The sequence below is a fragment of the Stenotrophomonas sp. GD03777 genome, from assembly GCF_029842485.1.
Taxonomy (GTDB): Bacteria; Pseudomonadota; Gammaproteobacteria; order Xanthomonadales; family Xanthomonadaceae; genus Stenotrophomonas; species Stenotrophomonas sepilia.
On sequence record NZ_JAOCGL010000001.1, the window covers coordinates 95,260 to 119,405 of the forward strand.

24 protein-coding genes are annotated in these 24,146 nt (G+C 62.3%); 8 read left to right on the forward strand and 16 right to left on the reverse strand.

What is annotated here, in order from left to right:
- Positions 1-36 precede the first annotated feature (36 nt).
- From N5E02_RS00440 to N5E02_RS00455, 4 genes are all read right to left on the reverse strand, one after another.
- A complete protein-coding gene (locus N5E02_RS00440; RefSeq protein ID WP_279945691.1) occupies positions 37-2,499 on the reverse strand; it encodes an AAA family ATPase in 2,463 nt (820 codons plus the stop codon).
- Entirely contained in the window at positions 2,496-3,083 is a 588-nt protein-coding gene (locus tag N5E02_RS00445; protein WP_279945692.1) for a hypothetical protein, read from the reverse strand. Before N5E02_RS00445 ends, N5E02_RS00440 begins: the two co-directional genes overlap by 4 nt.
- On the reverse strand, positions 3,080-4,783 hold the full coding sequence (locus tag N5E02_RS00450) for an SIR2 family protein (protein WP_279945693.1): 1,704 nt from the start codon (positions 4,781-4,783) through the stop codon (positions 3,080-3,082). The genes N5E02_RS00445 and N5E02_RS00450 overlap by 4 nt, the downstream gene beginning before the upstream one ends.
- A gap of 246 nt (positions 4,784-5,029) precedes the next feature.
- A complete protein-coding gene (locus tag N5E02_RS00455) occupies positions 5,030-5,515 on the reverse strand; it encodes a hypothetical protein (protein WP_279945694.1) in 486 nt (161 codons plus the stop codon).
- 417 nt (positions 5,516-5,932) lie between these two features.
- Between N5E02_RS00455 and N5E02_RS00460 the strand changes: the two genes are divergently transcribed.
- Together N5E02_RS00460 and N5E02_RS00465 are read left to right on the forward strand one after the other, a co-directional pair.
- Positions 5,933-6,490: a hypothetical protein gene (locus tag N5E02_RS00460; protein WP_188238605.1), complete on the forward strand. Its 558-nt coding sequence runs from the start codon at positions 5,933-5,935 to the stop codon at positions 6,488-6,490.
- Between the two features lie 346 nt (positions 6,491-6,836).
- Positions 6,837-7,568, forward strand: a complete 732-nt coding sequence (locus tag N5E02_RS00465; RefSeq protein WP_188238604.1) for a hypothetical protein — start codon at positions 6,837-6,839, stop codon at positions 7,566-7,568.
- Between the two features lie 396 nt (positions 7,569-7,964).
- On the opposite strand, the gene N5E02_RS00470 is transcribed toward N5E02_RS00465, so the two are convergent.
- Positions 7,965-8,408, reverse strand: a complete 444-nt coding sequence (locus tag N5E02_RS00470; RefSeq protein WP_188238603.1) for a hypothetical protein — start codon at positions 8,406-8,408, stop codon at positions 7,965-7,967.
- A gap of 943 nt (positions 8,409-9,351) precedes the next feature.
- Positions 9,352-10,194 (reverse strand): DUF2971 domain-containing protein, encoded by an 843-nt coding sequence (locus tag N5E02_RS00475; RefSeq protein ID WP_188238601.1) that lies wholly within the window; start codon positions 10,192-10,194, stop codon positions 9,352-9,354.
- Between the two features lie 509 nt (positions 10,195-10,703).
- Between N5E02_RS00475 and N5E02_RS00480 the strand changes: the two genes are divergently transcribed.
- Positions 10,704-11,459, forward strand: coding sequence for a tetratricopeptide repeat protein (locus N5E02_RS00480; protein ID WP_188238600.1), 756 nt, complete (start codon positions 10,704-10,706; stop codon positions 11,457-11,459).
- A gap of 60 nt (positions 11,460-11,519) precedes the next feature.
- On the opposite strand, the gene N5E02_RS00485 is transcribed toward N5E02_RS00480, so the two are convergent.
- The gene (locus N5E02_RS00485) at positions 11,520-12,044 is read right to left on the reverse strand and encodes a transporter (RefSeq protein WP_188238599.1); all 525 of its coding nucleotides are present in this window, start codon (positions 12,042-12,044) and stop codon (positions 11,520-11,522) included.
- A 590-nt stretch (positions 12,045-12,634) separates the two neighbouring features.
- Between N5E02_RS00485 and N5E02_RS00490 the strand changes: the two genes are divergently transcribed.
- Both N5E02_RS00490 and N5E02_RS00495 read left to right on the forward strand, forming a co-directional pair.
- Positions 12,635-12,991: a hypothetical protein gene (locus N5E02_RS00490; protein ID WP_150826611.1), complete on the forward strand. Its 357-nt coding sequence runs from the start codon at positions 12,635-12,637 to the stop codon at positions 12,989-12,991.
- Positions 12,992-13,462: a hypothetical protein gene (locus N5E02_RS00495; protein ID WP_171956061.1), complete on the forward strand. Its 471-nt coding sequence runs from the start codon at positions 12,992-12,994 to the stop codon at positions 13,460-13,462.
- A 61-nt stretch (positions 13,463-13,523) separates the two neighbouring features.
- On the opposite strand, the gene N5E02_RS00500 is transcribed toward N5E02_RS00495, so the two are convergent.
- From N5E02_RS00500 to N5E02_RS00540, 9 genes are all read right to left on the reverse strand, one after another.
- Positions 13,524-14,192 (reverse strand): nucleotidyltransferase family protein, encoded by a 669-nt coding sequence (locus tag N5E02_RS00500; protein WP_188238598.1) that lies wholly within the window; start codon positions 14,190-14,192, stop codon positions 13,524-13,526.
- Positions 14,168-15,229, reverse strand: coding sequence for an XdhC/CoxI family protein (locus N5E02_RS00505; protein WP_188238597.1), 1,062 nt, complete (start codon positions 15,227-15,229; stop codon positions 14,168-14,170). Before N5E02_RS00505 ends, N5E02_RS00500 begins: the two co-directional genes overlap by 25 nt.
- Positions 15,230-15,238: 9 nt before the next feature.
- On the reverse strand, positions 15,239-17,443 hold the full coding sequence (gene paoC, locus N5E02_RS00510; RefSeq protein WP_188238596.1) for an aldehyde oxidoreductase molybdenum-binding subunit PaoC: 2,205 nt from the start codon (positions 17,441-17,443) through the stop codon (positions 15,239-15,241).
- Complete coding sequence (locus tag N5E02_RS00515; protein ID WP_188238595.1) at positions 17,443-18,393, reverse strand: xanthine dehydrogenase family protein subunit M; 951 nt, start codon at positions 18,391-18,393, stop codon at positions 17,443-17,445. The genes paoC and N5E02_RS00515 overlap by 1 nt, the downstream gene beginning before the upstream one ends.
- Positions 18,390-19,037: an aldehyde dehydrogenase iron-sulfur subunit PaoA gene (paoA, locus tag N5E02_RS00520; protein WP_188238594.1), complete on the reverse strand. Its 648-nt coding sequence runs from the start codon at positions 19,035-19,037 to the stop codon at positions 18,390-18,392. The genes N5E02_RS00515 and paoA overlap by 4 nt, the downstream gene beginning before the upstream one ends.
- A 309-nt stretch (positions 19,038-19,346) precedes the next feature.
- On the reverse strand, positions 19,347-19,862 hold the full coding sequence (locus N5E02_RS00525) for an Ohr family peroxiredoxin (protein ID WP_065186733.1): 516 nt from the start codon (positions 19,860-19,862) through the stop codon (positions 19,347-19,349).
- A gap of 47 nt (positions 19,863-19,909) precedes the next feature.
- The gene (locus N5E02_RS00530; protein ID WP_005416551.1) at positions 19,910-20,677 is read right to left on the reverse strand and encodes an SDR family oxidoreductase; all 768 of its coding nucleotides are present in this window, start codon (positions 20,675-20,677) and stop codon (positions 19,910-19,912) included.
- Positions 20,678-20,803: 126 nt separating this feature from the next.
- A complete protein-coding gene (locus tag N5E02_RS00535) occupies positions 20,804-21,835 on the reverse strand; it encodes a LysR family transcriptional regulator (RefSeq protein WP_065186735.1) in 1,032 nt (343 codons plus the stop codon).
- Entirely contained in the window at positions 21,832-22,140 is a 309-nt protein-coding gene (locus N5E02_RS00540; protein WP_065186736.1) for a sigma factor-like helix-turn-helix DNA-binding protein, read from the reverse strand. The genes N5E02_RS00535 and N5E02_RS00540 overlap by 4 nt, the downstream gene beginning before the upstream one ends.
- Before the next feature lie 89 nt (positions 22,141-22,229).
- Between N5E02_RS00540 and N5E02_RS00545 the strand changes: the two genes are divergently transcribed.
- The 3 genes from N5E02_RS00545 (at position 22,230) to N5E02_RS00555 (ending at position 24,126) form a co-directional block, all read left to right on the forward strand.
- A complete protein-coding gene (locus N5E02_RS00545; protein ID WP_065196282.1) occupies positions 22,230-22,709 on the forward strand; it encodes a carboxymuconolactone decarboxylase family protein in 480 nt (159 codons plus the stop codon).
- Positions 22,710-22,764: 55 nt separating this feature from the next.
- The gene (locus tag N5E02_RS00550; RefSeq protein ID WP_065186737.1) at positions 22,765-23,169 is read left to right on the forward strand and encodes a cupin domain-containing protein; all 405 of its coding nucleotides are present in this window, start codon (positions 22,765-22,767) and stop codon (positions 23,167-23,169) included.
- A 75-nt stretch (positions 23,170-23,244) separates the two neighbouring features.
- A complete protein-coding gene (locus tag N5E02_RS00555) occupies positions 23,245-24,126 on the forward strand; it encodes an RNA polymerase sigma-70 factor (protein WP_065186738.1) in 882 nt (293 codons plus the stop codon).
- Positions 24,127-24,146: the final 20 nt, after the last annotated feature.

The window sequence follows — 24,146 nt, forward strand, 5'->3', positions numbered from 1 at the left end:
TCTTCTAGCTGATGATTACATCGCTCGCACCCGTCGTCACGCCGCAATGGCGCCATCCCTCACAAACCCGTGGACAGTGGGGCTGGCTACAGCATCTCCTTCAAATGTGCGTGAGACCTCCACTGTAATGAGGCTGTCGCCTGGGAACGCAGGGCTAAGTTCGAGAGTGAGGTAATCGAACAAGGCGCGTTCGTGAATTGCGATGATGACTTGGCGGCCCAACCCCTTTGCTAGTGTTCGCAGAAGAGCAGCAAACTGGGCGATATGTACATCGTCCATCGACTGAACGGGGTCGTCTAGCACCAGCCAAGGCATGCGTGCTTCTACTGACAAATGCAGAGCAAGAAACAGCGTAAGTGCCGCCGTATTGAGGTTACCTTGGCTTAGCATCGCTCCTGGCGAGCCCGATGGCTTGCCTGACCGATGTATGGTTTCCAAGACGGCTTCGAGCTGACCAGACCGATCCTGTGGAAGGCGGAAAGCCGGCACAAACTGCTCTGAAGGCGCGAGCCGCACGAACAGATCACGCCATGTTCGATTGAGCGAGGTGCTGAACACCTGATGGATGATCCCGGATCGAACCGCACTGGCAGCCTCGGATACCTGCTTTGCTCGAATACGGTCATTCTCAACTTCTTTCAACGCCTGTTTGGTGTCCTCAAGCCTTTTCACGTTATCGCCCAGGCTGGATTTCAGATCACGAATTCTCTCTAATTCATGAGTATGGCGGCTGATCTCTGAAATGCACTTCATGCGCAGGTCTGCTAAGCGCGATGCGCTATCAATTGCCGAGCTCATTTCGACGAACGAATTGGCAATGGCTTCATCAAGGCCAGAATAGGTAGATACTTCCCGCCCAGTGATCTGAACAACAAGCTCGCGCAAGTCCGGCAGCACCGAGCTCGTTTGCTCGCTATGGCGGCGTGCCATACTGACCTCATTTCGTGCGGAAGAGGCTCTGGCCATAAGTGAGGTGCCACGTTCCGCAACCTCAGCGAGTTCGCGCAGTTGTCGGCAAGAATCCGCCATTCGCGCGCGTCGCAGCGTGTGCTCCGCGAGATCCTCTGCCGAGAGCACAGTGCCATTCAGACCAAGCAACTCCCGCTGAGCCTCCGTAATGCGTCGAGCCTCCTCTGCGCGCTCGCTGGCCAAGGCCTGAAGACGCCCGGCCTCGCTTGTAAGCGTCGCAATTCGTGCGGCGACTTGCGCCGAAAGCGGACCGGAATGAAGATCAGAAAAGTCGCGATCACAAACCGGACAGATCTCGTCTTCGATGTGAGGAACAATGCCAGCAAGTGCACTTGCAAGAGCTTTCGCGTCTCGCATTGCTCCAGAGAGGCTTTCGTTGATTTCGTCCACCCTGCTTCGTGCCCGTTGCTCTACGGCACGCAATTGATTGCTACGATCCAAGGCTTCACTGTGCAGCTTTAACAGTTTGGAGCACCGCGTCTCCTCAACCTCGGCCCGGCGCAAGGCTTCGACTCTGCTCTTCTCGGGTCCATCTTCCAGCGAGGGGATATCTGCAAAAAGAGCACGCACTTCAGAAATCGCACTTTCCAGGGCGGCACCATCTTGGTCACGCCAAGCCTCCACAGCGTGCGCGGCAGCGTGAGCGGCACGCTCCCTGTCGGCCTGATCTCTACTGGCGTCTCCGGGCGGCAAAGCCTTCCATCGTGCTTCCAGGCCTTGTAGTTCAGTCAACCGCCGCCCTAATTCACCCAGCCTACGATCCTGTTCGTGTGAGGTCATGAGCGCAGCGGAAATTAGAGGCAGCGCGGACGCGGTAGTTACTTCTGCGGCAGTCTCTTCACCGTCCAACGCGGCAATCTCAATAAGCAATGCGTTCAGATTGTCGCGACGACGTTCCGCGTCCTGCGTCACCGCAGCAATTTCCTTCTCTAGCGCTCCCGCCTGATTCGAGATGGATTGCTTCAGTGCTTCAAGGTGTCGATAGTCTGGGGCGATTCTGCGAACCCGTGCAACGTGAAATGCTGGATCGAGCCCGTCGACAAGCGCATCAAGAGGATCGAGGCCCAGTAGTTCCTTTACGAACAGCGTAAGTGGTGAGGCTGATCCAGTCTTTTGCTCGTCGTAGATTTCCAACAATCGACCAAGGGTTGCCTGTGGCAGATAGCAGCGCTCGCTGAAGAATCGGCAGTCATCTGTACCAAGCAGTGCCTGAGCGCTGAAGGTCCGATCGCTGAACTTCACCGATCCGGCGGCATTGCCACCGCTACCGAGAGGCGAAGTCGTGGCGATAGAAATTGATCCCTCATTGCATCCAAGATTCGTCAAATATGACTTGTAAAGTTCACCTTGGGTCGAGAGGTGTGCAACACGACCAGTCAAGCCCAATTCAATGGCAGACAAGATGCTCGTCTTGCCCATGCCATTTGTTCCGTGAATCAGCACAACTTGAGCATCGAGTGGCACTACAACCTTGCCATGCAGGCTGCGAAAATTCTCAATTACGATACTTTTGAGCCGAGGGGCGTTCATTCCGGCGCTCCTGCGCGATCCAGTGAAGGCTGAACCGTCCGATTAAAGCTGTCTGCAAGTACTGACTCCACACACTCTCTCCCTTGTGGAGCAGCAGCGATGAGTGCTTCCGCGAGAGGGCCACTCGCACTGTCTGGCATGAATCGTCGTAGATCGGCTTCCCAGTCAAGCTTGATATCGGTAGCGGCCGGCTGCACGAATGGGAGCAACGCCGCAAGCCAGTCGCGGAGAGTGTCAGTCGCCTCGGGACCGGTTGGATTGCCGACGGACAGAATCCGACACACCCTGCCAATAGAGTTCAATATCTCGCGGCCCGGCTGTCCTGTTGTGAAAACCACCGTGACCGGACGCTTAGAGTGCAGAACATCGAGCGCGCGGGTGAGTGCGAGCATCCGACGTGCAACTAGATGGTCGGCGGTGCTTCCTTTAAGTTCCATCACAATGACCAAGTCATTCGCCCGTCTTTCGGCGACTAGCGCATGAGTAAACTCAAATGGCTGTGATCCGATTTTGAGCGGCTGCGGGAGCAAGCGATAGCCGCCTTGCTCCACGAGGATGTCGACTACTTGATCGCTCGTACTCACAGGCCGATCTCTCCTCTGAATCGCTCCTGCAATTCATCTATATTGTTGATTTCATACAACATGGGCCCCAGTGGTAGGTAGCGCGGGCCGACGTTGCCGTCACGCCAACCTCCCCTTGGACTACGTTGCTGTCGCGTCGAGATTCGGCCGGAACAGATAATTACTACGTCTCCCTCTTCCTCGTCGAATGCGCCGCTTTCCAGGAGGCTGGTGATCTTGTCGTCATCCGCTGCAAAGAAGACCCTCGCGCTCGATTGTTGCGATACAAGGCGCAATGCGCCAGATCGCGAGTCAAACGGGTCGTCAAGCGAAACGGCCCAAGCCTCTGACGCTTCACCAAGCCCGATCAATCCCAGTCCCGCCGCCGCCTCTCGCTGTCCCGTGCTCTTCAGCGCAAGCTTGCCTTTCATGAGATGGGCGGGCTGTACGTCTAGCGGGTAGTAGATCTGTCCGCCCGCAGGGCTGTTACCGTCCCTTAGTTGATGAAGCGCCCGAGCTGATGTGGCTGCAATGGCGCGTGCAAACTTCGCTCGATCATCGTTGCCGGCCTCAGCGGCTCGATCTCTGAGGCGGCGGATGCCTACGCTAAAGGCCTCACGTGCAGTCGGATCGAGATTGGGGGCGTTAACGTCACTGGCGAGCACTTCAAGCTTGCGGGTCATCACCTGGAGTAGTAGCGCCAACAGTAGAGGTTTGGCAAAGGCCTGCAGTCTCGCAGACTCGCAAATGTCTTGACGATGCGCTTCATACACATCTTCCTGATAAACAAGGCTAAGCAACTCACGCTGATCGTTCTCGAGATCCTGTGCGGATATCACAATAGGTGCGGGTTGCGCATTCCATTGCCAGCCCTGCTGTTGATTTGCGGCAGCAAAGAGATGCTTGATGTTCGCGTCTTGCGCAGACAAGCCAATCATGAGTGTTCGTTGCCTTTGGACCACTGCTGACAGCTGATCGCGGACAATCTTGAACTTCTGATTGGTGTTCCAGCCACTAATCTGTGCGGATCGCGCAACAATAAGCGGACGATAAGTATCCTCGTGCTCAATAGCCCGAAGTGCGCAGCCGTGAAACTTGTAGAGCGTAGCGTTGGCGGCTCCTTGGCGAAGGTCCTCGCCCGTAACGGTAATTCGATAAAAATTGCTGCCATGACCGAGTTCTTCGATGGCGGCTTCGAGCAGTCCATCCCAGTTGGCGGAAGCCAACTCTGTGACAGCCCCTTCCAGTGCAAGCATGCCTATGGCGAGATGCTCAGCATCTGCCTCTTGGCCTGCAAAAGTATGGACGAAATCAAGGCCTTCCCAGACCAGGTAGTCACTTCGCTCGTTGCCGAACGGAACTGACAACACTGCGGCGTACTGCTTCCATAACCGCTTGAGCAGATCCGGTAAGCACCCCCAGCTATTTACAGGGGTCGCATAGTTGATCAAAGCGCGTTCACCCGCATTGGGCGCCGCCATATTTATGATCGTAGTCAGTGCGTCATGGTAAGGACAGCCCGGCGCGCCTGTTTCATGACTCCGAAGGAATTCAAGAAGCTTCGCTAAGACGCCATCAAGTCCAACAATCCGGTCGCGGGAGATGCCGGAGCCCAGCCAAAATCCGTATGCGCCTTCACTAACGCCCACGCTAACGCCTGCGTACGGACCATCGAGTAGCTCTAAGGTCTCCCTAATCGTGATGGTTGCAGCATTCGGCATAAGGGCTCCCTCCCAAATTTCGCCGCCCACTATGCCATCTTCCTAACGATTGGGCGATAGAGCAGTTTTCAGCATAGATGACGCGCAACACTGCGCAACACTAACGACGAACTTATCGCGTATGTGTTGCTGCTGAGGCTCTCGCCTACGCAACACTGGCGTCAGTTAGATCTACGCAACGGCTTTGGGTGCAATAGTCTTATAAAGTAATGATTGTTTGACTTTTATTCATGGCAACAGGACTGTTTAGTACCAAGATTGCGAAATGATGTATCGGGCTGTGGCCGCGTTCGTTCCCAGTGCTGTACGAACCGCGCAGGTACGCACCCGAGTGCAACCGATGCCGGTGAGACTCAGGCATACGGTGCTTTTCTTTCCACCGATGCCGACACGACCAACCGCCTCGTTTTCCCGGTCGATCAACACCGCCGACTCCTCGTAGAAGTTCCAGTCCTTCTCACGAATCGCACCGGCAACGACTTCGCCACGGAAGCCGAAGATGCGGAGCAGCAAGAGGTCCAGCTTCTTGCAGTTCACCTCTTCAAGGGCGGAGAGCGGGACCACAATGGTCAGGTAGTCGATGATCGCGTCCTGCTGACCATTTTGGCCCGTGTTACTCCCGGGGCCAATTGCCGCCGCTACCAGCTGCCTCTTTTCACCGGGCGAAAGCAGGGAAAAGCTCCCTGCCCCGCCAACGACAGCCATGCGGAAGCGAGTGATTTCAACGGCCATGGCTCGCCCCCCCCCGCATGTGCTTCAAGGAAACGCCCCTGTTTGCCGCGGATGGCTTGGAACGAGGCTTCGTCTTCAGCGCTCCAGTCGGACGTAGCCAGCTCGGCGCGTGCTTTGGCGACGATGACCGTTTGCTTGGCGCGCTGGGCGGGGGCGCGATCAAGCCAGTCCCGCAGCCACGACAAGATGTGAGCGGCACCGATGGGACGACCATGATGGCTGCTAGCAGCACGAAAACAGGAAGGGGTTGGATCATGCCAAAATCCCCATATTGACAAGGACGCCGCAGGGGGTGGAATGAAGAGCATTGACAAGCACGCGATTAGCACGACGGGGATTGTTCTTTGGACAATCGGGGTATTCGCTGTTGGGGCTGTCACTAGTTGGTGGGCATTCGGAGCCCCGAGAGGAGTTGACTTGGCAGCCGATTCCGGCAGTACAGCGGATTGGGTGGCAGCGATTTGCACCGGGGTGGTTGGCGTCGGCGCGTGCTGGTTTGCCTTTGAAGCCAATCGGCATCGGCATGATGAGGTTGCGCGACAAGAGCGCAAGGAAAAGATGGCTAAGAACGCCCGGCTTGCAGTGATTCTGGCAGCTGCTAACACAGCGGGTGTGATTCACGCCAGGCTCGAAGACTTCGTCATGCCGGACAGCGAAGATGATGAGCCGACCTTTGAACTCATGAAGGTAATGCTCCATGTGATCCAGAAATCGCTGAGTCGACACAACTGGGCTGGCTTCGAAAGAAGCTTGTTGGATGACGCCTCTCTCAATGCCCTCACTGCACTCGAGCTTCGGCTCTTGCAATTTGAGGATATTGCGCAGGCCAGCATCGCCCACTACGAGTCGGAACCGGAGAGCTTTGATCCTGCCGACTTGGCCCCGCTTCAGGCGCTGGTTGAGGCTGGCCGATTTGTCACTGAGGCCGCCTATAGGCTGCGGGAACTGGTGAGCGCGCTTCGTGAGGAAGTTTGACAACACAGTTGTTGTTGCAGGCGTCTTCGCCCCCTCCCCTGAGCCGGGCCTCGATCCGCTAAATGGACGCCTGGGGGGGGCGTACGGCCCCTTCTGTGCTTCGTCCAGCTCAGCGGCAGCGAGCAGATAGTCGCGCTTGGTGGCGGCAATCTCAGCCTTTGCAAGCGCAATGACCTGGTCTTCCCTGGTGCGCTTGGTAGCGATAGCGGCAAGCAGCACATGGATAATGGGGGAAGGACGGCGACCCCGAATGCGGCCGTGATGCAGGCGCCAATCAGGGAATGGGCGAAAATGGGGTCGGTCATGCCAGAATCCCCATGACTGCGGTGTCGCCAAGAGGAATGGCATGGAACGAAAATTTGGGGCGGTACACCTTGTGGTCATTTCCGTACTTGCGTCGGCTATTGGTGCGGTGGCCAGCTGGTTTGCATTTGGAGCGCCACGCGGCGTTGATCTTGTTGCCAACAATGGAAATTCTGCTGATTGGGTGGCTGCTATAGGAACTTGGGTAATCGGATTCTCTGCGGCGTACTACGCCCATCAAGCTCATATGCAAAGAAATGACGAGATAAGAGAGAGGCGATTGGCCGAACTTGAAAGAAAGGACGTTTACCTTTCGGGCGCCATGTTGAAGGGGGTGGGCATGGGCGCGATGAGCGAAAGCATCAAGGGCTTCCTCGACATACCTGCAAACGAACGCTGTGTAGCCAATCTTCGGAGTGTGATGAGGGGCCTTGAGACGGACGCCTGTGAGATGGCGTTCAGCGATGAGGTTTTGTCTGCCTTCCCCAGCACTACCGTGCTGAAGATCTCGAGTCTTAACTCTCGCATTCTTGGATTGCGGAGGCTGATGGCCTCCGCAAATGGCTATCTCACTGGATCGCTCATGGGGCGAACTCCCCCTGCTGGGGACGTGAAGCTGACGGACGCCGAAGACAAGCTTGTTCGGGAGATGCTCGTTCTTGCTGAAGAGATAGGAGGGCTCTATCAGGAGTACACGAACGCTCTCATTGATACAAAGATATCTATGGCCATGGCTGTTAGTGCACTCAAAGGTACAGTGGCCGAGGAAGGATAGTTTGTGCATCACTGCCCCCTGCCCCCTGCCCCCTGCTCCCTGCCCCCTGCCCCACAAGGCGCAAGCTGCGGTCTCAGGATTTGTCCGCGTGGCAATGGCTGGGCCCCTGGCTCGGCTCTTGCCTGCGCCCTCAGTCCCCAGCCAAGGATGAGGTCGCGGCATGATTGAGTTCGACCCGCACTACCGTATCGCCTTGACCGGCCCTTGGGCCGGATTTTCTTTTTCCTCGGTGATCGCTTGATCACGCCCGAAGATGGCACGTTGCCAACGGCGGTTGTCCAGGGTGATGGCTGGTCCCGACGCTGACCTATCGATAGGTGTCCCGCCAGCGCCAGAGTCGATGCCTCGCCAGCGCGTGTGAGGCGCTTCCGTAGGGGTGCTGCCCCTACACCCCAGTCATATCCTCTGGCAGTTGTCCGCGATGCGTGCGAGAGAGCCGCAAATGAGGGCTACTGAGATCTTCATTCGTTCCAGTCTCGTTTGAGCATTGAGTAGTTGCTCGACGCGTCTAAGCGGCATAGCTGCGATGAGGGAATCGATCTTACGCTCCAGGTGGGCAGCGTCTCTGCCGTGGGCCAGCTCATTACGAGCAGACCACAACTGAGGGTCTCCCCCGACTACCGCCATCGCGAGCTTCGTCTTAGTCCAAAAATTCAATTTTGCGTCGATCACGCAATCTGGATGATCGAAAACTGAAAGAACGATGGTTTCAAGTTGCTCCTCGGCGTAAAGTTGACCTTGGAGCAGCGGGATCGCGTACTCATTCTTCCGATTGAATCGGGCAAAGAATTCTTTGGCGCGCTCGTCAGCGTGTTCAAGACGTTCGTCTATGTCTTTCATTTCTCACTCGCCAATACGAAGAGCTCTTCAGGGGGTGGCTATTTGCAGGCCGACCAGACCATATCATCCATGCGGCGACCCACCATGTAGGGCCGGTTGGAGCCGTACATGCGGAAAGCACGCTCTCGCTCAGCCTTGGCGGCCTCGCATGCGTCCGGATCCTTGTACTGGGAAATGCTATGGAGACGAGCGCCGCCACCGCTATTCCGATAGACAGTCCGCGTTGGTGCAGGTCGAGGCGCGATAGACGCTGAATTCTGCTGCCGAATGGCGTCCAGGCGGCTCTCATTCTCAATAACGCCCTCAGATCGAGGCGCGACCTCCGCGGCCCACGTCTTGGCCGCCTCGCCGTTCGCGCACGGCGTTGACTGGTATTCGATCCCGGCCTTGGTGACGCACTTGTAAATCTGCTGAGCGACCGCAGGCGCGGCGAGTGCACACAGCAGCAATCCGGCCGCAATCCTTGTGAGCATGGCATCCCCCTGAGGCTTGAGCGCCAAAGGAATGGCTGACGCTCATGGCGGCAGTATAAGCGCCCCCAACCCAAGACAGGCCAGATGGCCCATGTAGTAACCGTAGAAGGCCCACCGGCCACGCGGCACCAGCCACGCCACCCGGGATCGCCGCCGGCGCCCACTGGTTCCCGTTGAACCAGCAGATCGCGGCGAACGCGAGAACCAACAGCCAGTGCTGGCGCCAATGGAACGCCAGCCACGCCAGCAACACGAACCCTACCCCGGCCCATTGGTAGTCCACGAATGCCCGCAGTACCGCTGCGGCGAATGCCAGGACAAGCCGCCTACGTTGGCCCGCCGCAGATGGATTCAACAATGCGAAGGCGGGCGCCGGCTGAGCAACCAGCCCCCAAATGCCGGGCCTGCGAACAGAGTTGACGGCATCGTGTCGCGGGCATGGATGAATTACTGGGTAGCGTTAGCAGCGCCTAGAAATGTGAAGTCATAGGCCACACGTCTTTCACTACCGCCATTTTTTCTAAAGAGTACGACGACAGACTCTCCACCATCTGGAAGTAATTAACATGTGATGAGTCAATCTTGGTTCGGACGTACTGTTTCATTTTCGCCGATGCGCGGCAACCAAGGATGACTTCCTTAACGGCCTCCATGGGGATGCTCTTTATTCCTGGCGTGTTAAATACAATCCTAAATTCTTCCTCATACTCCCATTCTGAGGACTTATGGAATACTGCCTTGCGAGCGAAGTCGTCAGGATTTTCAGTAAAAAAATTAAATACGGGAGAGCTTTCTTTGTACTCAACAGCGCCATGTCCCACCACATCGGCGTGATCCTGCATAAGTGACTTGTCAAAGCCAACACAAAATCCCGTATGGCTGGCGGCGTAGTGCGACCAGAGTAAATGGTTTTTGCAAGTTGACGAAAAACAACTTACACCAAGGCTCTGTAAGAGGCCGCTTCGGGTTCTCTGCTCAAAATGCCAGTCATGCGGACGACGCAGCTGACCCCACCAGTTAGTGAAATCCATCTCGGACTTGCCCGGGTTATCTAGAATAAATCTCTTCCTGGCAATCTCTTCGTCAGCTTCAAGGTTGACGCGAACCTTGAACTCAAATGGGTCGTTGAAGCTTGTGGGAGCGCTCGCGCGGATAGTGAATTCTTCAGATATTTTTATAAGTAGTTCTTTGGTCGAGTCGGAAGAATTGCTGGAATAGTATTTGTAAATCAAGACCTTTCCTTGCTTTGCAGCCCAATCAAGTGATTGACGATCCCTGCGGCGGGGCCTGAGGGGCTTCTTCCAGCTCGCCATGTGGCGGGCCACCCCTTTGACGCAATTTTATTTTAGATCTATCCCGTTATGCTAACAAGCCGGCGCATAACCCGCGTCCAACGATAAAGCCGTTGCCAGTCTCATTCACCAGATGCGCTGACACCCGCTGTAGGTCTAATGGCGCCTGACGCGCCTGCCACACGCACTCGCACTTATGCACCGAGTCATGCAGCAGTTGTTCAAATTCTGCATCGACTGCAGAGCATCCGCGCGGATGAATCCGCCATCGAAAGCAGATACTCCCCTTACCCTGGATAACGATGGCTGTCACACCCGTCCAATTGCCCAAAAGCACGGATGAGCCATCATGAAGTGCCCGCTTGACGCCGTTTAGTCGAGAACTTCTTGCCCGCTGCAACACGGGGCAAGTCCTCCAGCCGGAAAAGACCGCCCATGTTCGGGCGCGTCACGCCCGATTGCCCCGACCCATTGGCGCCCCACCCCTCCCCTAATATAGTTCCACCCCTCACAAGGACGAGGCGGCACACATGCCCTATATCGGAATCGGACTCCACGTACTGGCGGCCATCTACTTCGCGGTGCACGCCATCCGCTCGGGCCAGAGTCTCTACTGGCTCATCCTGCTGTTCTCGTTCCCGCTACTCGGCAGCGTCGTCTACTTCCTGGCGATCTACTTCCCTGAAGTCCGCCACTCGCGCGGCGCGCGACAGGTCGTCCGTTCCGCCAAGCAGCTCATGGACCCGGGCCAGCACCTTCGCAACGCCCGTGCCGAACTGGCGCGCACGCCCACCGTGCAGAATCGGGTTCGCCTGGGCATGACGCTGCTGGATGCCGGCCAGGCCGAGGAAGCCAGAGCGCTGCTCGAGCAGGCGGCCAGCTCGCCATTGGGCGACGATCCCTACATCCTGACCGGCCTGGCGCGTGCCCGCCTCGATTCCGGGCAGCCCGCGCTTGCGGTCGAGACGCTGGACGGCCTGTTCGCCCGCCATCCGGATGTGCGTCGCAAGCCGGAACAGACCCTGCTTTACGCGCAGGCACTGGCGGCTACCCAAGCGCCCGGCACCCGCGCCGCATTCGAGCGCGCCGTGGAATGCGGAAACGATGCGGCCGCTCGCTGCCTCTACGCCGAATGGCTGATGGCACAGCCGCAACCCGACGATCGCGAGCAAGCCCGCAGCCTGTTCGCCAGCATCATCGACGATGCCCAGCACTGGTCGCGCCACGCGCGCAGCCACAATGCCGCCTGGTTGGAACGGACCAAGGCGGCGTTGAAGGGCTACTGACGACCTGGAAGCAGGTGACAGGCTCGAACATCGGGACTTCCAGGAAGCTATGGCAGGGGCCTAGCGCGAGCCCAGCTTGGGGAAGAGCAGCTTGGGGGTTCCGACAAACAGCAGCCATGCACCCAGGGCCGCTCCGTAGGCGAGCACCGTTCCCACAAGGAATGTGCCGAAGAGGCTGCCGGTGAACAGCTGATACAGCCCTTTGCCGCGACCTGCAGCAATGCCTCCAACAGTCAGCACGATGACCGGCAGCATGATCATTCCGCTGCAGAGGATCAGGGAGAACGCGCCCAGCAACCAGCGCTTGAGTGGCGGGTTCCATGGCATGGGGTAGCCTGCGAGCAGTCGCCTCATCCAAAGAAACAGTACTGGAAAGGCGATCAGGTACATCAATGCCACATACAACCAGGTTCGAGCATCAGCGCTGCCCGCCTCGAAGATGGCTCGCGGGTATACCCCTGTGCGATAGAGCGTTTCTGCGCTTGCCGCCAGCGCCGCGCTAATGATCAACGCAGGCTTGAACAGGCGCGACACCTTGCCCCATTGCGCGTTGCGTAGTTGCTGTCCGTCAGTCATGCCAGACATGAAAACCTTCTTGGGCGGATGTGTCCATGAGGTACCAAGGGGCATTGTGCTGATGATCCGCCCCGCCACATGGTGACATGCAGCGCCTTACTTCGCAGATTTCACGCATTAACGTGACGCGTCACACGCAATCGGAAGCGCATTGCTGGACAGGCATGTCGCATCTGTCTTGCTCACAGCCCCACCGGGCGGATGGCGACAGCGCGCAGAGCTGCACCACCGACATGGTCGATAGCGTTGCAGCGCAACGCTCCAGCTTCATTGCGCCATATGCAACGATTCTGAAAATGTTGAAAGTGGTGACGGCATCGGCCCTACTGCATTGGCATCACGCATAGGTCCGCGTATTCCTTGCCCTGCCACCGTGCATCGGTGGTCGGGATTCGAAACCCCGGTTGTGTGGATGTTGCTCGCACTTGCCAGCCGGCACTGCTTCGCGCGGTGCCGGCTGGCAATCCGTCAGTCGGCTATGGCGGGCGGTGCGTGGAGGCCTTGCGCCTGCCCGGTCATCCACACACGGGGTTTCGAACCACGCACCGTCCGCCACCTTTATCGGTGGCGGCTTCTGCATGCGCGCAAGGAGCCCTGCCATGAACCAGCCCCACTCCCCTACCCCGCACCCGATCCACGACGCGCCTGCGAATGGCCCTGCGCTGGACCCGAACACCCTCATCGCCCTGCTGCACAGCATCGGCGCCGGCGCCGCCTCCGATGGTCAGCCCTGGCCGGAGCGCCACCAGATGCCCGGCCGACGCATCGCCTTGGCGGATACCGATTGCTCGCTGGCCGGGCTTCGCGTGGTCCTGGAGATTCTGCTGGCCGCGCAGCGCGCCCGCGAAAATGGCGAGCTGGAGCAGTACGTTGGCCCGCGCGTGATGGAGGGGCTGATCATGGCCGGAATCGGCCTTACCGCACACGCCAGTACCCGACTGCATCCGGAGGGCTGAGTGGCCTGGTGGCGCTGGGCGGCCACCGCGCTCTGTCTTGTGGTGGTGGTTGCGGCACAGACGCAGTGGCTGGCACCGCCCAAGCCCTCGCCTATCGGTTTCCACAGCATCCCCGGCGATCGCTTTCTGCAGTTGCGCCGCCAAGCCATGCAGTTCGTGGAGGCTCGGCCACGACAGGGCTTCCAGTTCGTTGAGCGGCATCGAGATGCCGAGTTCCAGGTTCATTGCCGAGGCATACCCGTGCTGTGGCTGGAGAGGCGCCCGCAACATCTGCTGTTGCAGGTCTCACTGGACGCGAGGCAGCGGGCGCCTGCCGTTATGCGGTTGCGGGCGTTCCTCGAATGGCAGTTGGAGCCGTTGGATTACCTGGAGCAGGTACTGGCTGGCGTGCCGGAGCCTGTTCTGTTGGATCGGGTGCTGCAGATTCTTGCCAGTGATGTGCCTGATGGGGCGCGATGTGGCGTGCCGTAGTCGAGCATGGCCCGACTCTACAGGGCTGCGGGCAGCGAGGGTTCGGGCTCCGGCTCTGCCGCTAGTCATCTGCTTGACGGGCGTTGGCACCGTGATCGTGCGACTCGACCTCGGCATCGATCCAGCCCGCATCGCGCACACGCGCAAGATCTTCTGGCGTATCGATATCCAGGCCCAGTTCCGGTGCCTGTAGGACATGCACCGTATCGACAGGAAGTTGCCGCAGGCGCGCTCCAAAGCCGCGGTCACCGGTTGCACCCACTTGATTGAACCATGCGCGCGGCACTACTGCAGGAATGCCAAGCACATTTCCGTGGCGGGTGCCCGCGCACCCTGACGCCGAGGCTCGGGCACCGGAAAGCAGCGCCTGCAGATGGGAGCGCTCGATTGCGGGCTGGTCGCATGCCACGACCATCACCGCAGTCACCGTGGGCAGCAGGTGTGCGCCGGCAACCTGCAGGCTGCTCGCCAGGCCGCGTTCCCAGTGGGGGTTGGTTACCGGTGTGGCATCCAGCCCGGCAATGCTGGATGTCACGGCCTGTGCGTTCGCGCCCACCACAACCAGGACCTGCGATGGCGCGACCTCGCGCGCCAACCGCACCACGCGATGTACCAGGGTCTCGCCCTGCCGGGTCAGAAGCTGCTTGGGCTGGCCGAGCCGGGTGCTCCCGCCGGCAGCCAGCACGACAACCGCATGCGCGTCAGTCACCTGCCGTGCGCGCTTCGCCATTGCTGCAGCTGCGCGGCGACGCTGAGCGAAATCGCCTCTGGCCCCCGGCCGCCGATGCTCAGGCCGACCGGTGACCGAAGTCTCGGGGACAGGCGGTGGCGCTGTTCCGGTGTCAGCAGCTTGAACAGGTCCTCGCGCCTTCGCCGTGGCCCCAGCAGTCCAATGAACGCGACGTTGGTATCAGCCAGGGCCACCAGCGCCTCCCGGTCCAGTTCGAAATCGTGATGCATCACCAGTACCGCGTCGCACGGGTCGCCATGAAGGGCCTCGGCCGGGCTGGTCTGAAGATGCGCATCTGCGCACTGCCCGGCTGAGGCCCAGCGCGCTCGCCGTTCGGCCACGCTGACCCGCCACCCCAGGCCCCGCAGCAACGGAACCAGGAAGGGCGTTTCCGGACCGCCCCCCAACACCAGGGCCCGCGGAAGCCGGGGCAACGGCAAATGCCATTCGCCCTCGCCAAAGGGCTGCGTACCCTCCATCGGATGCAGCTGCCACGCCTGCTCGTGATGGCCGCCACGGAAAATGACCTGCCCCGACGTGCGAAGGTCGCGCTGGAGTGACACACCCTCGCGCAACCAAGCCTCGATGACGTCGTCGATGCCGGCCATGGCACGCAATGGCAGGAGCGCAATCCGCAGCCGGCCGCGGCACCCGAGCGCGGACCCGCTCAACAGGTCGTCGTCACTGCGGGTGTCGATCTCGATCCAGTCGACCCGCCCTGCCGCGCTCACCTGCTCCGCGCGTCGCGCGAGCTCGGGCTCCAGGCATCCGCCGCTCAGCCAGCCGACCTGGCTGCCGTTGCAGAACAGCACCATGTCGCCGGCACCGGCGTAGGTGGAGCCATCGGTTTCCAGCACCAGCGCGAGCACGGCGTGCTCCCCCGCGCGCACGCGCGTCAAGGCCGTCTCGAGTACGCCGCGCGGGCTGCCTTCGGCGAGGAAGCCCGGCGCTGCCGACAGGTGCTCGGCAAGATCGCCGGGCTCCCCTCCGCCTGCGGCGGAGGCCTCCAGAGTGGGCGAGGCTGCGGGTCGGTCCATGCGCAAGGGTCAACCCACGTCGGGCAAGCCGGGCAGCAGCTTGTCCAGGGTAATGGGATAGTTGCGCACGCGCACGCCGGTTGCGTTGTAGACCGCATTGGCGATCGCGGCGCCGACCCCGCAGATGCCCAGTTCGCCCACACCCTTGGCCTTCATCGGCGAGATCACCGGATCCAGCGTGTCGAGGAAGACCACTTCCTGGTACGGGATGTCGGCGTGCACGGGAACCTCGTAGCCGGCCAGGTCATGGTTGATGAACAAGCCCAGCCGTTTGTCGACCACCAGCTCCTCCATCAGGGTCGCGCCCGCCCCCATCACCATCCCGCCGATGACCTGGCTGCGTGCGGAGAGCGGATTGAGGATCCGGCCGCCATCGCATACGGCAAGCATGCGGCGGATGCGCGTCTCTCCCGTGTAGGCATGCACGGCAACCTCGCAGAAATGCCCTGCATAGGTGCCGACGTCGTAGCCTTGCTTGAAGTCGCCGAAGGCAATGCCGTCCTCCGCCGACAGTGTCCCCGCCTCCGCCAGCTTGATCGTCCGCCCACCCGCCTGGATGCGGCCATTGGCGAAGTCTGCGGTGTCGCCGTCGAAGCCCAGTTTCTCGCCCACCTTGCGGCGCAGGCTGACGCACGCCGCGTACACGCCTGCGGTGGAGCTTGCCGCGCCCCACTGGCCGCCGGAACCAGCGGAGGCGGGATGACGGGAGTCTCCGAGGGTCACCTGGACCCGCTCCAGCGGCACGCCCATGGTCTCGGCTGCCGTCTGCGCGATGATCGTGTAGGAGCCGGTGCCGATGTCGGTCATGTCGGTCTCGACAATCACCCCGCCCTGGCCGTCAAGCCGGACCCGCGCCGCCGACTTCATCGTCGGTGCGCCGCGATAGCCCGCAGACACGCCCATGCCGACCAGCCAGTCCCCTTCCCTGACCTGCGCCGGCCTGGGGTTGCGCTTGTTCCAGTTGAAGCGCTCCGCGCCTTCGCGCAGGCAGCGCACCAGGTTGCGGTCGGAGAACTTCTTGGACGGATCGCCGGGTACCACCTCGGGCTCGTTGAGGATGCGGAACGCGATCGGGTCGAGGCCCAGCTTCTCGGCCATTTCGTCCATCGCCACTTCCAGCGCCATGTGGCCGGGTGCTTCGCCCGGTGCGCGCATCGCATTGCCTTCGGGCATGTCGAGCGTGGCGATGTAGTTGGCGACCAGGCGGTTGGCGCCTGCATAGAGCTTGGGCGTCTGCAGGGTGCCGTTTTCGCCATCCTCGCCGTTGATGTTGCCCGACCAGTTCTCATGGGCGATGGCGGAGATCCGGCCGTCCTTTGCGCAGCCGATCCGGATGCGTTGAATTGTCGCGTGCCGGTGGGTGGTGTTGTTGGGCATCAACGGGCGTTGCAGCGCGATCTTCACCGGCCGCCCGATCTGCTTGGCCGCCAACGCGGCCAGCACCGCGTCGGCACGGATGAACAGCTTGCCGCCGAAGCCGCCGCCGATGTAGGGCGAGTCCACACGCACCTTGGCAGGATCAATGCCGAGGATCGCCGCCATGCCCTGCCTGGCCCAGTCGATCATCTGGTTCGCCGTCCACAGCGTGAGCGTGTCACCCTCCCAGGCGGCGATGGTGGCGTGCGGCTCCATCATCGAATGACTTTCGTCGGAGGTGTGGTAAGTCTCGTCGAGCTTGACCGCGGCGCTCGCGTAGGCGGTGTCGAAATCGCCGAGCGTCTGCCGGTCGGGCTTGCCACCGCGCCCCTTTGCCAGCGGCGCGGAAGGCGCCAGGGCGGGGAAATCGAAGCGCCCCTTGCCGCGCTCGTAGCGGGTGCGGATCAGCGCCGCGGCGGCGCGGGCCTGCTCGAAGGTCTCTGCCACCACGCAGGCGATGGCCTGGTGGTAGTGGGCCACCTCGGGTCCGCCGAACAGCGGCGCATTGTTCCAGTTCGATTTGCCGACCGGCTTGGTCTCCGGTGCGGTGATGACCGCCAGTACGCCGGGCGCGGCACGTGCGCGGGAGGCATCCATCGAAATGATGCGCCCCTTGCCGATGCCCGCACCGACGATGTAGCCGTAGGCCTGGTTCGGCGCCACGTCATGGCGCTCGTAGGCATAGGGGGCGGTACCGGTGGTCTTGCGTGGACCGTCGATGCGCGGCGTCGACTTGCCGACGACCTTGGCCTTGTCGAACAGGTTGTCGCCGGCGGGGGCGTTGAATTCAAGGGGCATCAGCGCTCTCCTTCCACCAGCACCGCCGCGAGGGTGCGCTCGGCGAGCGCGATCTTGAACGCGTTCTCCCGCGTCGGACGGGCACCGGCGAACACCTGCCGGGCCGCGGCCTTTACGCCGTCGCGCAGCAGCGGTTCGGCTGCCTCGACGCGCCACGGCTTCGGCGCAACTCCACCGAAGGCGAACCGCGCCGAGCCGTCACGCTGCACGACCGCGGCGACCGACACCAGTGCGAACGCATAGGACGCGCGGTCACGCACCTTGTGGTACACGTGCCGACCGCCCAGGGGCTTCGGCAGCGTGACGTGGGTGATCAGCTCACCGCGCTGCAGCACGTTGTCCTGCTGCGGCTTGTCGCCGGGGGAACGATGGAAATCGGCAATCGGGATGCTGCGCGTACTGCCGTCACCCCTGACGGTCTGGATCGAGGCGTCCAGCACCCGCAGGGCCACCGCCATGTCGCCCGGATAGGTCGCGATGCAGCTGTCCGAGGTGCCGATCACGCCCATCTGCCGGGAGAACCCCTCGAGTGCGCCGCAGCCGGATCCGGGCAGGCGCTTGTTGCAGGGCAGATTGGGGTCGTAGAAATACGGGCAGCGCGTGCGCTGCAGCAGGTTGCCGCCGGTTGTGGCCTTGTTGCGCAACTGCCCGGACGCACCTGCCACGATCGCGCGGGTCAGCACCGCGTAGTCGCGCCGCACGCGCTCATGCGAGGCCAGTGCGGTATTGGTGACCAGCGTACCGATGCGCAGGCCGCCCTCGTCGGTGGGTTCGATCCTGTCCAGGCCGATGTCCTGCACGTCGACCAGGTGCGCTGGCGTCTCGACCTCCAGCTTCATCAGGTCGAGCAGATTGGTCCCTCCAGCCAGGAATTTCGCGCCCTCGGTACCGGCGACGGCCCTGGCGGCCTCGGCCGGGGATTTCGCGCGTTCGTAACTGAAGGCCCTCATGAGCGCCTCCCTGCAGAGGTCACGCCAGCGACCTCTGCCATCGCCTCGGCAATGTTGGAATAGGCGCCGCAACGGCAGAGGTTGCCGCTCATGCGTTCGCGCATTTCCATGTTGGTGGCCCGGGGGCGTGCGCTGACATCCGCCTGCACATGGCTGGGCACACCCCGCTTGATCTCGTCCAGTACCGCCACCGCCGAACAGATCTGCCCCGGCGTGCAATACCCGCACTGGTAGCCATCATGCTTGATGAAGGCGGCCTGCATCGGATGCAGGTCATCGGGGGTTCCGAGGCCTTCGATGGTGGTGATGGCATCGCCCTGGTGCTGCACCGCCAGGCTGAGGCAGGCATTGATGCGCTCACCGTTGACCAGCACGGTACAGGCACCGCATTGACCGTGATCGCAGCCCTTCTTGGTCCCGGTCAGCTTCAGATGTTCGCGCAGGGCATCGAGCAGCGTGGTCCGGGTGTCGAGTTCAAGCTCCCGCCGCTTGCCGTTGACGGTGAAGGCCACCGTGCTGATGACCGGCGGCCTGGGCGGCGGGGGCGCGGCCAGTTCGGCGGCGAGCGATGATGCCCCCGGTGCGGCGGACATTGCCACGGTCGTGACGCCGCCGGCGATCACCTGGCGACGCGTCAACTTCATTCCTTCATCACAACTTGGCACAGTGACCTCCTGGCGTTCGGGGAAACCCCGTGGCTGGATGGACGCGCTCACACTACCGAAGGGCCACTATGCCCATCTGCGGGGTACAGATCTGTGAAGTCGGCGAAATGTACGACCCTACCGAGGCAGGCAACCAGCCTGAGTGCCAGAAGAACATGTTGTAGCAAGTCCGAAGAAATCGACTGCATCCAGCCCTTTCAAAGACACCCGGACTCATTCCCAGCCTGCAGGCCAACTACGGCGGGCTTGTCTGAGTTGCCACTTCCCATGGTCGAGCATGGCTCGACTCTACAGAGGCGAAGCCTGCGGGCCGACCCGCACATGCACCGCATGGCTGACGCCACGATGGAACATCTTGGCGTATGGGCAGACGCGTTCGGTGTTGCGAACGAGTTCGCAGGCCAGGTTCTCATCCATGCCGGGAAGATGTACCACGATCTCGGCCGACAGCAGGTACAGCCCATCTGCTGGATCACGGGCGAAGGTGACCGCCACTTCGATGCTGGGGTTGTGCAGCAGCAGGCCGGCGCGCGCGGCCACCAGCACCATGGCGCCGTGGAAGCAGCCGGCATAGCCCGCAGCCAGCAGCTGCTCGGGATTGGCGCCGCCGCCAGGCCCGCCGAGCTCCGGCGGCAGGCGCAGGTCCACCGCCAGTGCACCGTCGTCCGATCGCACGACGCCGGACGCCCGCCCATGCTGGGCCTGGCCTCCGCTCACCCGCACGCGGCCGGTGTACAGCGGCTTCACGTCGTCGCCCTGGTAGCGGTCCAGCATGGCAGGCGAAGGCGGCTTCAGCTCGGTCATTGCACGGCTCCATCAAACGCAGCTGCGGCAGGCGATCGATTCGCCGCTCAGGCAGGCTGCCGCTGCAACAGACCGGACTGCTGCAGCCAGGCTTCGAAATCGACCTGCCCCAGCCACGCGTGGCCCGCGGGCACCAGCGTCTCGGTCTGCAGCGGCGCGCCGAAGTACAGTGCATCGGCGTCCGCCACCACCTGCCGGGAATCACCCGTCAGTTGCAGATAGCGCCTGGCCAGATCCGCCATCGCGCTGCGCTGCGGCCCGGCGATCTCCAGCACTCCATTGGCTGGCGCCTGCTGCGCGATGCGTGCCACCGCTTCGGCAACATCCTCGGCGGCAATCGGCTGCACGTCGGCGGCCGGCAGCCGCACGGCCGTCCCGTCGCCGGCGGACTGGATGATGCCCGGCAGGAACTCGAAGAACTGCGTGGAATGGATGATGGTGTACGGCAGGCCCGAGTCGCGGATCAGCCGCTCCTGGGCGATCTTGCCGCGGAAGTAGCCACTGGCGGCAAGCTTGTCGGTGCCCACAACAGAAAGCGCGACATGGTGGCGCACGCCGGCACGGGTGGCGGCCGCAAGTATGTTGTGGCCGGCGGTCACGAAGAACGAAAGCACTGCTGCGTCTTCGAACGAGGGCGAGTTGGCCAGGTCCACCACCACGTCGACGCCGTCCATGGCGGCATCCAGGCCCTCGCCGGTCAGTACATCCACCCCGGTGGAGGGCGCTGCCACCACGACCGCATGCCCGGCGACACGCAGGCGCTCCACCACCTTGCTGCCGATGCGGCCGGTACCACCGATGACGAGGAACTTCATTGCGTGTCTCCTGGTATGTAGAGGGGCTGCCGGGTGTGGCCGGGCGCAGGCATCGTAGGTGGCGCGGGCGCGAGGCAGTAGGTCCGTGACCGGCCGCGCACTGTTGCCCGGCACGCACCAGTACGCTCAGGCCAAGGCAGGCTGTGCGCCTGGCTTCAGAGGGGTGGCCTGCTGGCGTGCTTCCCAGTGCGAGATCACATCCAGTTCGAGCGCGCGCACCCGCTGCGTGCTGAAGTCGATGAAGGCACGCACGCGCTTGGGCAGCTGGCGGCGGCTGAGGTAGCACAGGTAGTGGCCGCGATCGAGCGGCGCATGCCGATCCAGGCAGGTCACCACCCTGCCCGCCCACAGCGCTTCACGCACCTGATAGCTGGGCAGCTGGGCGATGCCCAGCCCGTCGATGACGGCCTGCAGGGCCAGGTCGGCATCGTTGAACACCAGTGCAGCAGGCGGCTGAAGGTGTACTTCGGCACCGTCGACACGGAATTCCCAGGGCTGCATGCGTCCGCCCGGCAGGCGCCGCCCGATGCAGGCATGCGTGGGCAGCGTGTCCACCGACGCGGGAAGGCCGTGCACCTGCGCGTACGCCGGTGATGCACATACGACCAGCTGCATCGGCACCAGCTGCTTGGCAATCACTTGGCTGTCTTCCAGTAGGCCGTCGCGAAACGCCACGTCGATGCGATCACCGGCCAGGTCGGGGGCCTGCTCGTCCAGCAGCAGCTCCACGGATACCTGCGGGTACTCGGCACGGAAGGCTGCCAGCAAGGGCGCAATCACCCGACGGCCGAAGCCGTGGCTGGCACTGATGCGCAGGTGCCCGCGCGGCGGGCCCTCGCGCAGGTCGCGCATTTCCTCCAGCGCCTGCAGGATGCAGGTCACGCCCGGGTTGCAGCCCTCCAGGAACAGCTCGCCTTCGCGGGTGAGCGTGGTCGAGCGCGTGGTGCGCAGGAACAACCGCACGCCCAGCTGGCTTTCCAGCTTCTGCACGCTGCGGCTGACGGCCGAGCGGCCGATGCCGAGGCGGTCGGCCGCGCGCGCGAAGCTGCCCTCGGACGCCACTGCAATGAAGGCCAGCACGCCGGCGTAGCTGGTGGAGAAGGACGCATTGAGCGCATCGTGGCCGTCGCTGGCCAGGCGGGGCGTTGAGGCGTTCATGGGTGGCCTGGCTCCGGGCGGGCACGTTGTGCGTGCAGGTGGCTCCGCGCCAGCTTCAACCGTTGCCTGCACGCGGCAAGATCGAGCCCCAGCAGGGGCACGATGTCCTCGAATCCGGCACCCAGCACGTCGTGCAGCAACAGTACCGCACGTGCATCGGGCGGCAGTTCGCGCAATGCGGTGAGGAAGGCCTGCCAGACCTGTTCGCTGGCAGGGCGCGATGCGGTGCGCAGGTGCGATGAGGTGTCCATGCCCGGCAGACGGCCGAGCATCGGCCGCTGTGACAGGACATTGGTGCTTTTCATGCAACAGCGTGCGGCCCGGCCCCCGCCTACCGGCATTGCGAATGCAGGCCTAGCCTCGCTGTGCCCTTCACACGCTACAGGAACACACCATGACCGCACGCCTGGATTACGCCGCGCAATCCCCCGAATTGTTCAAGAAGCTCGGCCTGTACTCGCATGCCGCCCACACCGCCTCGATCGAAGCGGCCATCATCGATCTGGTCAACATCCGTGCATCGCAGCTCAACGGCTGTGGCTTCTGCCTGGACATGCACGTGAAGGAAGCCACCCTGCGCGGCGAGCGTCCGCTGCGCCTGCATCACCTGGCGGCATGGCGTGAATCAACGCTGTTCAGCCCGCGCGAGCGCGCCTGCCTGGCCTGGACCGAAGTACTGACCCAGCTGCCGGCGCAGGGCGTGCCCGACGAGCTGTACGCACGCGTGCGCGGCCAGCTGTCCGATCAGGAAATTGTCGACCTGACCCACGCGGTGATGGCGATCAACGCCTGGAACCGCGCCAACGTTGCCTTCCGTACCACGCCCGGCACCCTGGACGCAGTCTTTGGCCTGGAGAAGGCCGGCCTGGCCTGATCCTTCCGCCGCTGCCCCATGCTGCGGCCCTGCTCTACCGCTTTGGAGACCTGCCATGCGTCGTTCTGTTCTGGCCCTGTTTGCGCTGCTGCCACTGTGCGGCGCTGCCGCCACCCCGCCCTCTGCTGCGCCCGAGCCCCTGGTGCGCGAGGTGATGACCCGCGCCCTGCCGGAGCAGCCCGGCAAGGAAGCGCTGATCCTTACCGTGGAGTATCCGCCGGGTGGCGCCGATCCTGTCCACCGCCACGATGCCCATGGCTTCGTCTATGTCCTGGAAGGGCGGATCGTGATGGGTGTGGCCGGCGGCAAGGAAGTCACCCTTGGCCCGGGCGAGGCCTTCCATGAAGGCCCGGCCGATCTGCACACCGTAGGCCGCAACGCCAGCGCCACCGAGCCGGCGAAGTTCGTGGTGTTCCTGATCAAGGACATCGGCAAGCCGGCGGTGCTGCCGCCGCACTGATCGCACGTCCGGCGCTGGCACCAACGACAGGTTCCCGGGTGTCACAATCCGGGGACCTGTCCCGTCTACGCTGGCATGGACGAATCCACTGCGCTGTTCTCACGCCTCCGCCCACGCCTGTTCGGCGTGGCCTACCGCATGCTTGGGTCTTCGCACGAAGCCGAAGACGTGGTGCAGGATGTCTGGCTGCGCTGGCATGGCACCGACCAGTCACAGATCGAGAATCCGGAAGCCTGGCTGGTGGCGACCACCACCCGTCGCGCCATTGATGGCCTGCGCCTGGCCCGGCATGCGCGCGAACACTATGTGGGCATGTGGTTGCCCGAGCCGCTGCTGACCGATGACACCGCCACGCCCGAGTACGTGCTGGAAACCGCCAGCGATCTGTCGGTCGCCTTCCTCAGTGTGCTGGAACGGTTGGCCCCGGATGCGCGTGCGGCTTTCCTGCTGCACGATGTGTTCGATCAGGATTACGCGGTGGTTGCGCGCACCCTGGACAAGACAGAGGCCGCCTGCCGGCAGATCGTGCATCGCGCGCGCCAGCAGCTCAGGCAGGAGCGCCCGCGCTACAACGTCCCGCAGGACGTGCACCAGAAACTGCTGCGCCGCTTCGCCGAGGCTGCATCCAGTGGCGATTTCCGCACGATGAAGGCGTTGATGGCCGAATCGGCCGAGCTGGTGGGTGACGGCGGCGGTATCGTCACCAGCTTCCCAGGGCCGATGGTCGGGGGCGCACGCATTGCCCAGCTGCTGTATGCCCCGCACCTGCGGCGCAGCGCGCAGTTGCGGATGGTACCGGCCATGCTCAACGGACGGCTGGGACTGCTGCGCTATTTCGATGGCGAGCTGGAGGCGGCGATGGCCTTCGAGACCGATGGCGAGCGGATCACGCAGGTTCTGGTGCAGCGCAACCCGCGCAAGCTGCAGCGGTTGGCTCGCCCTATCGCCATCCAGTAGTTCCACGCCAGCCAGGGATG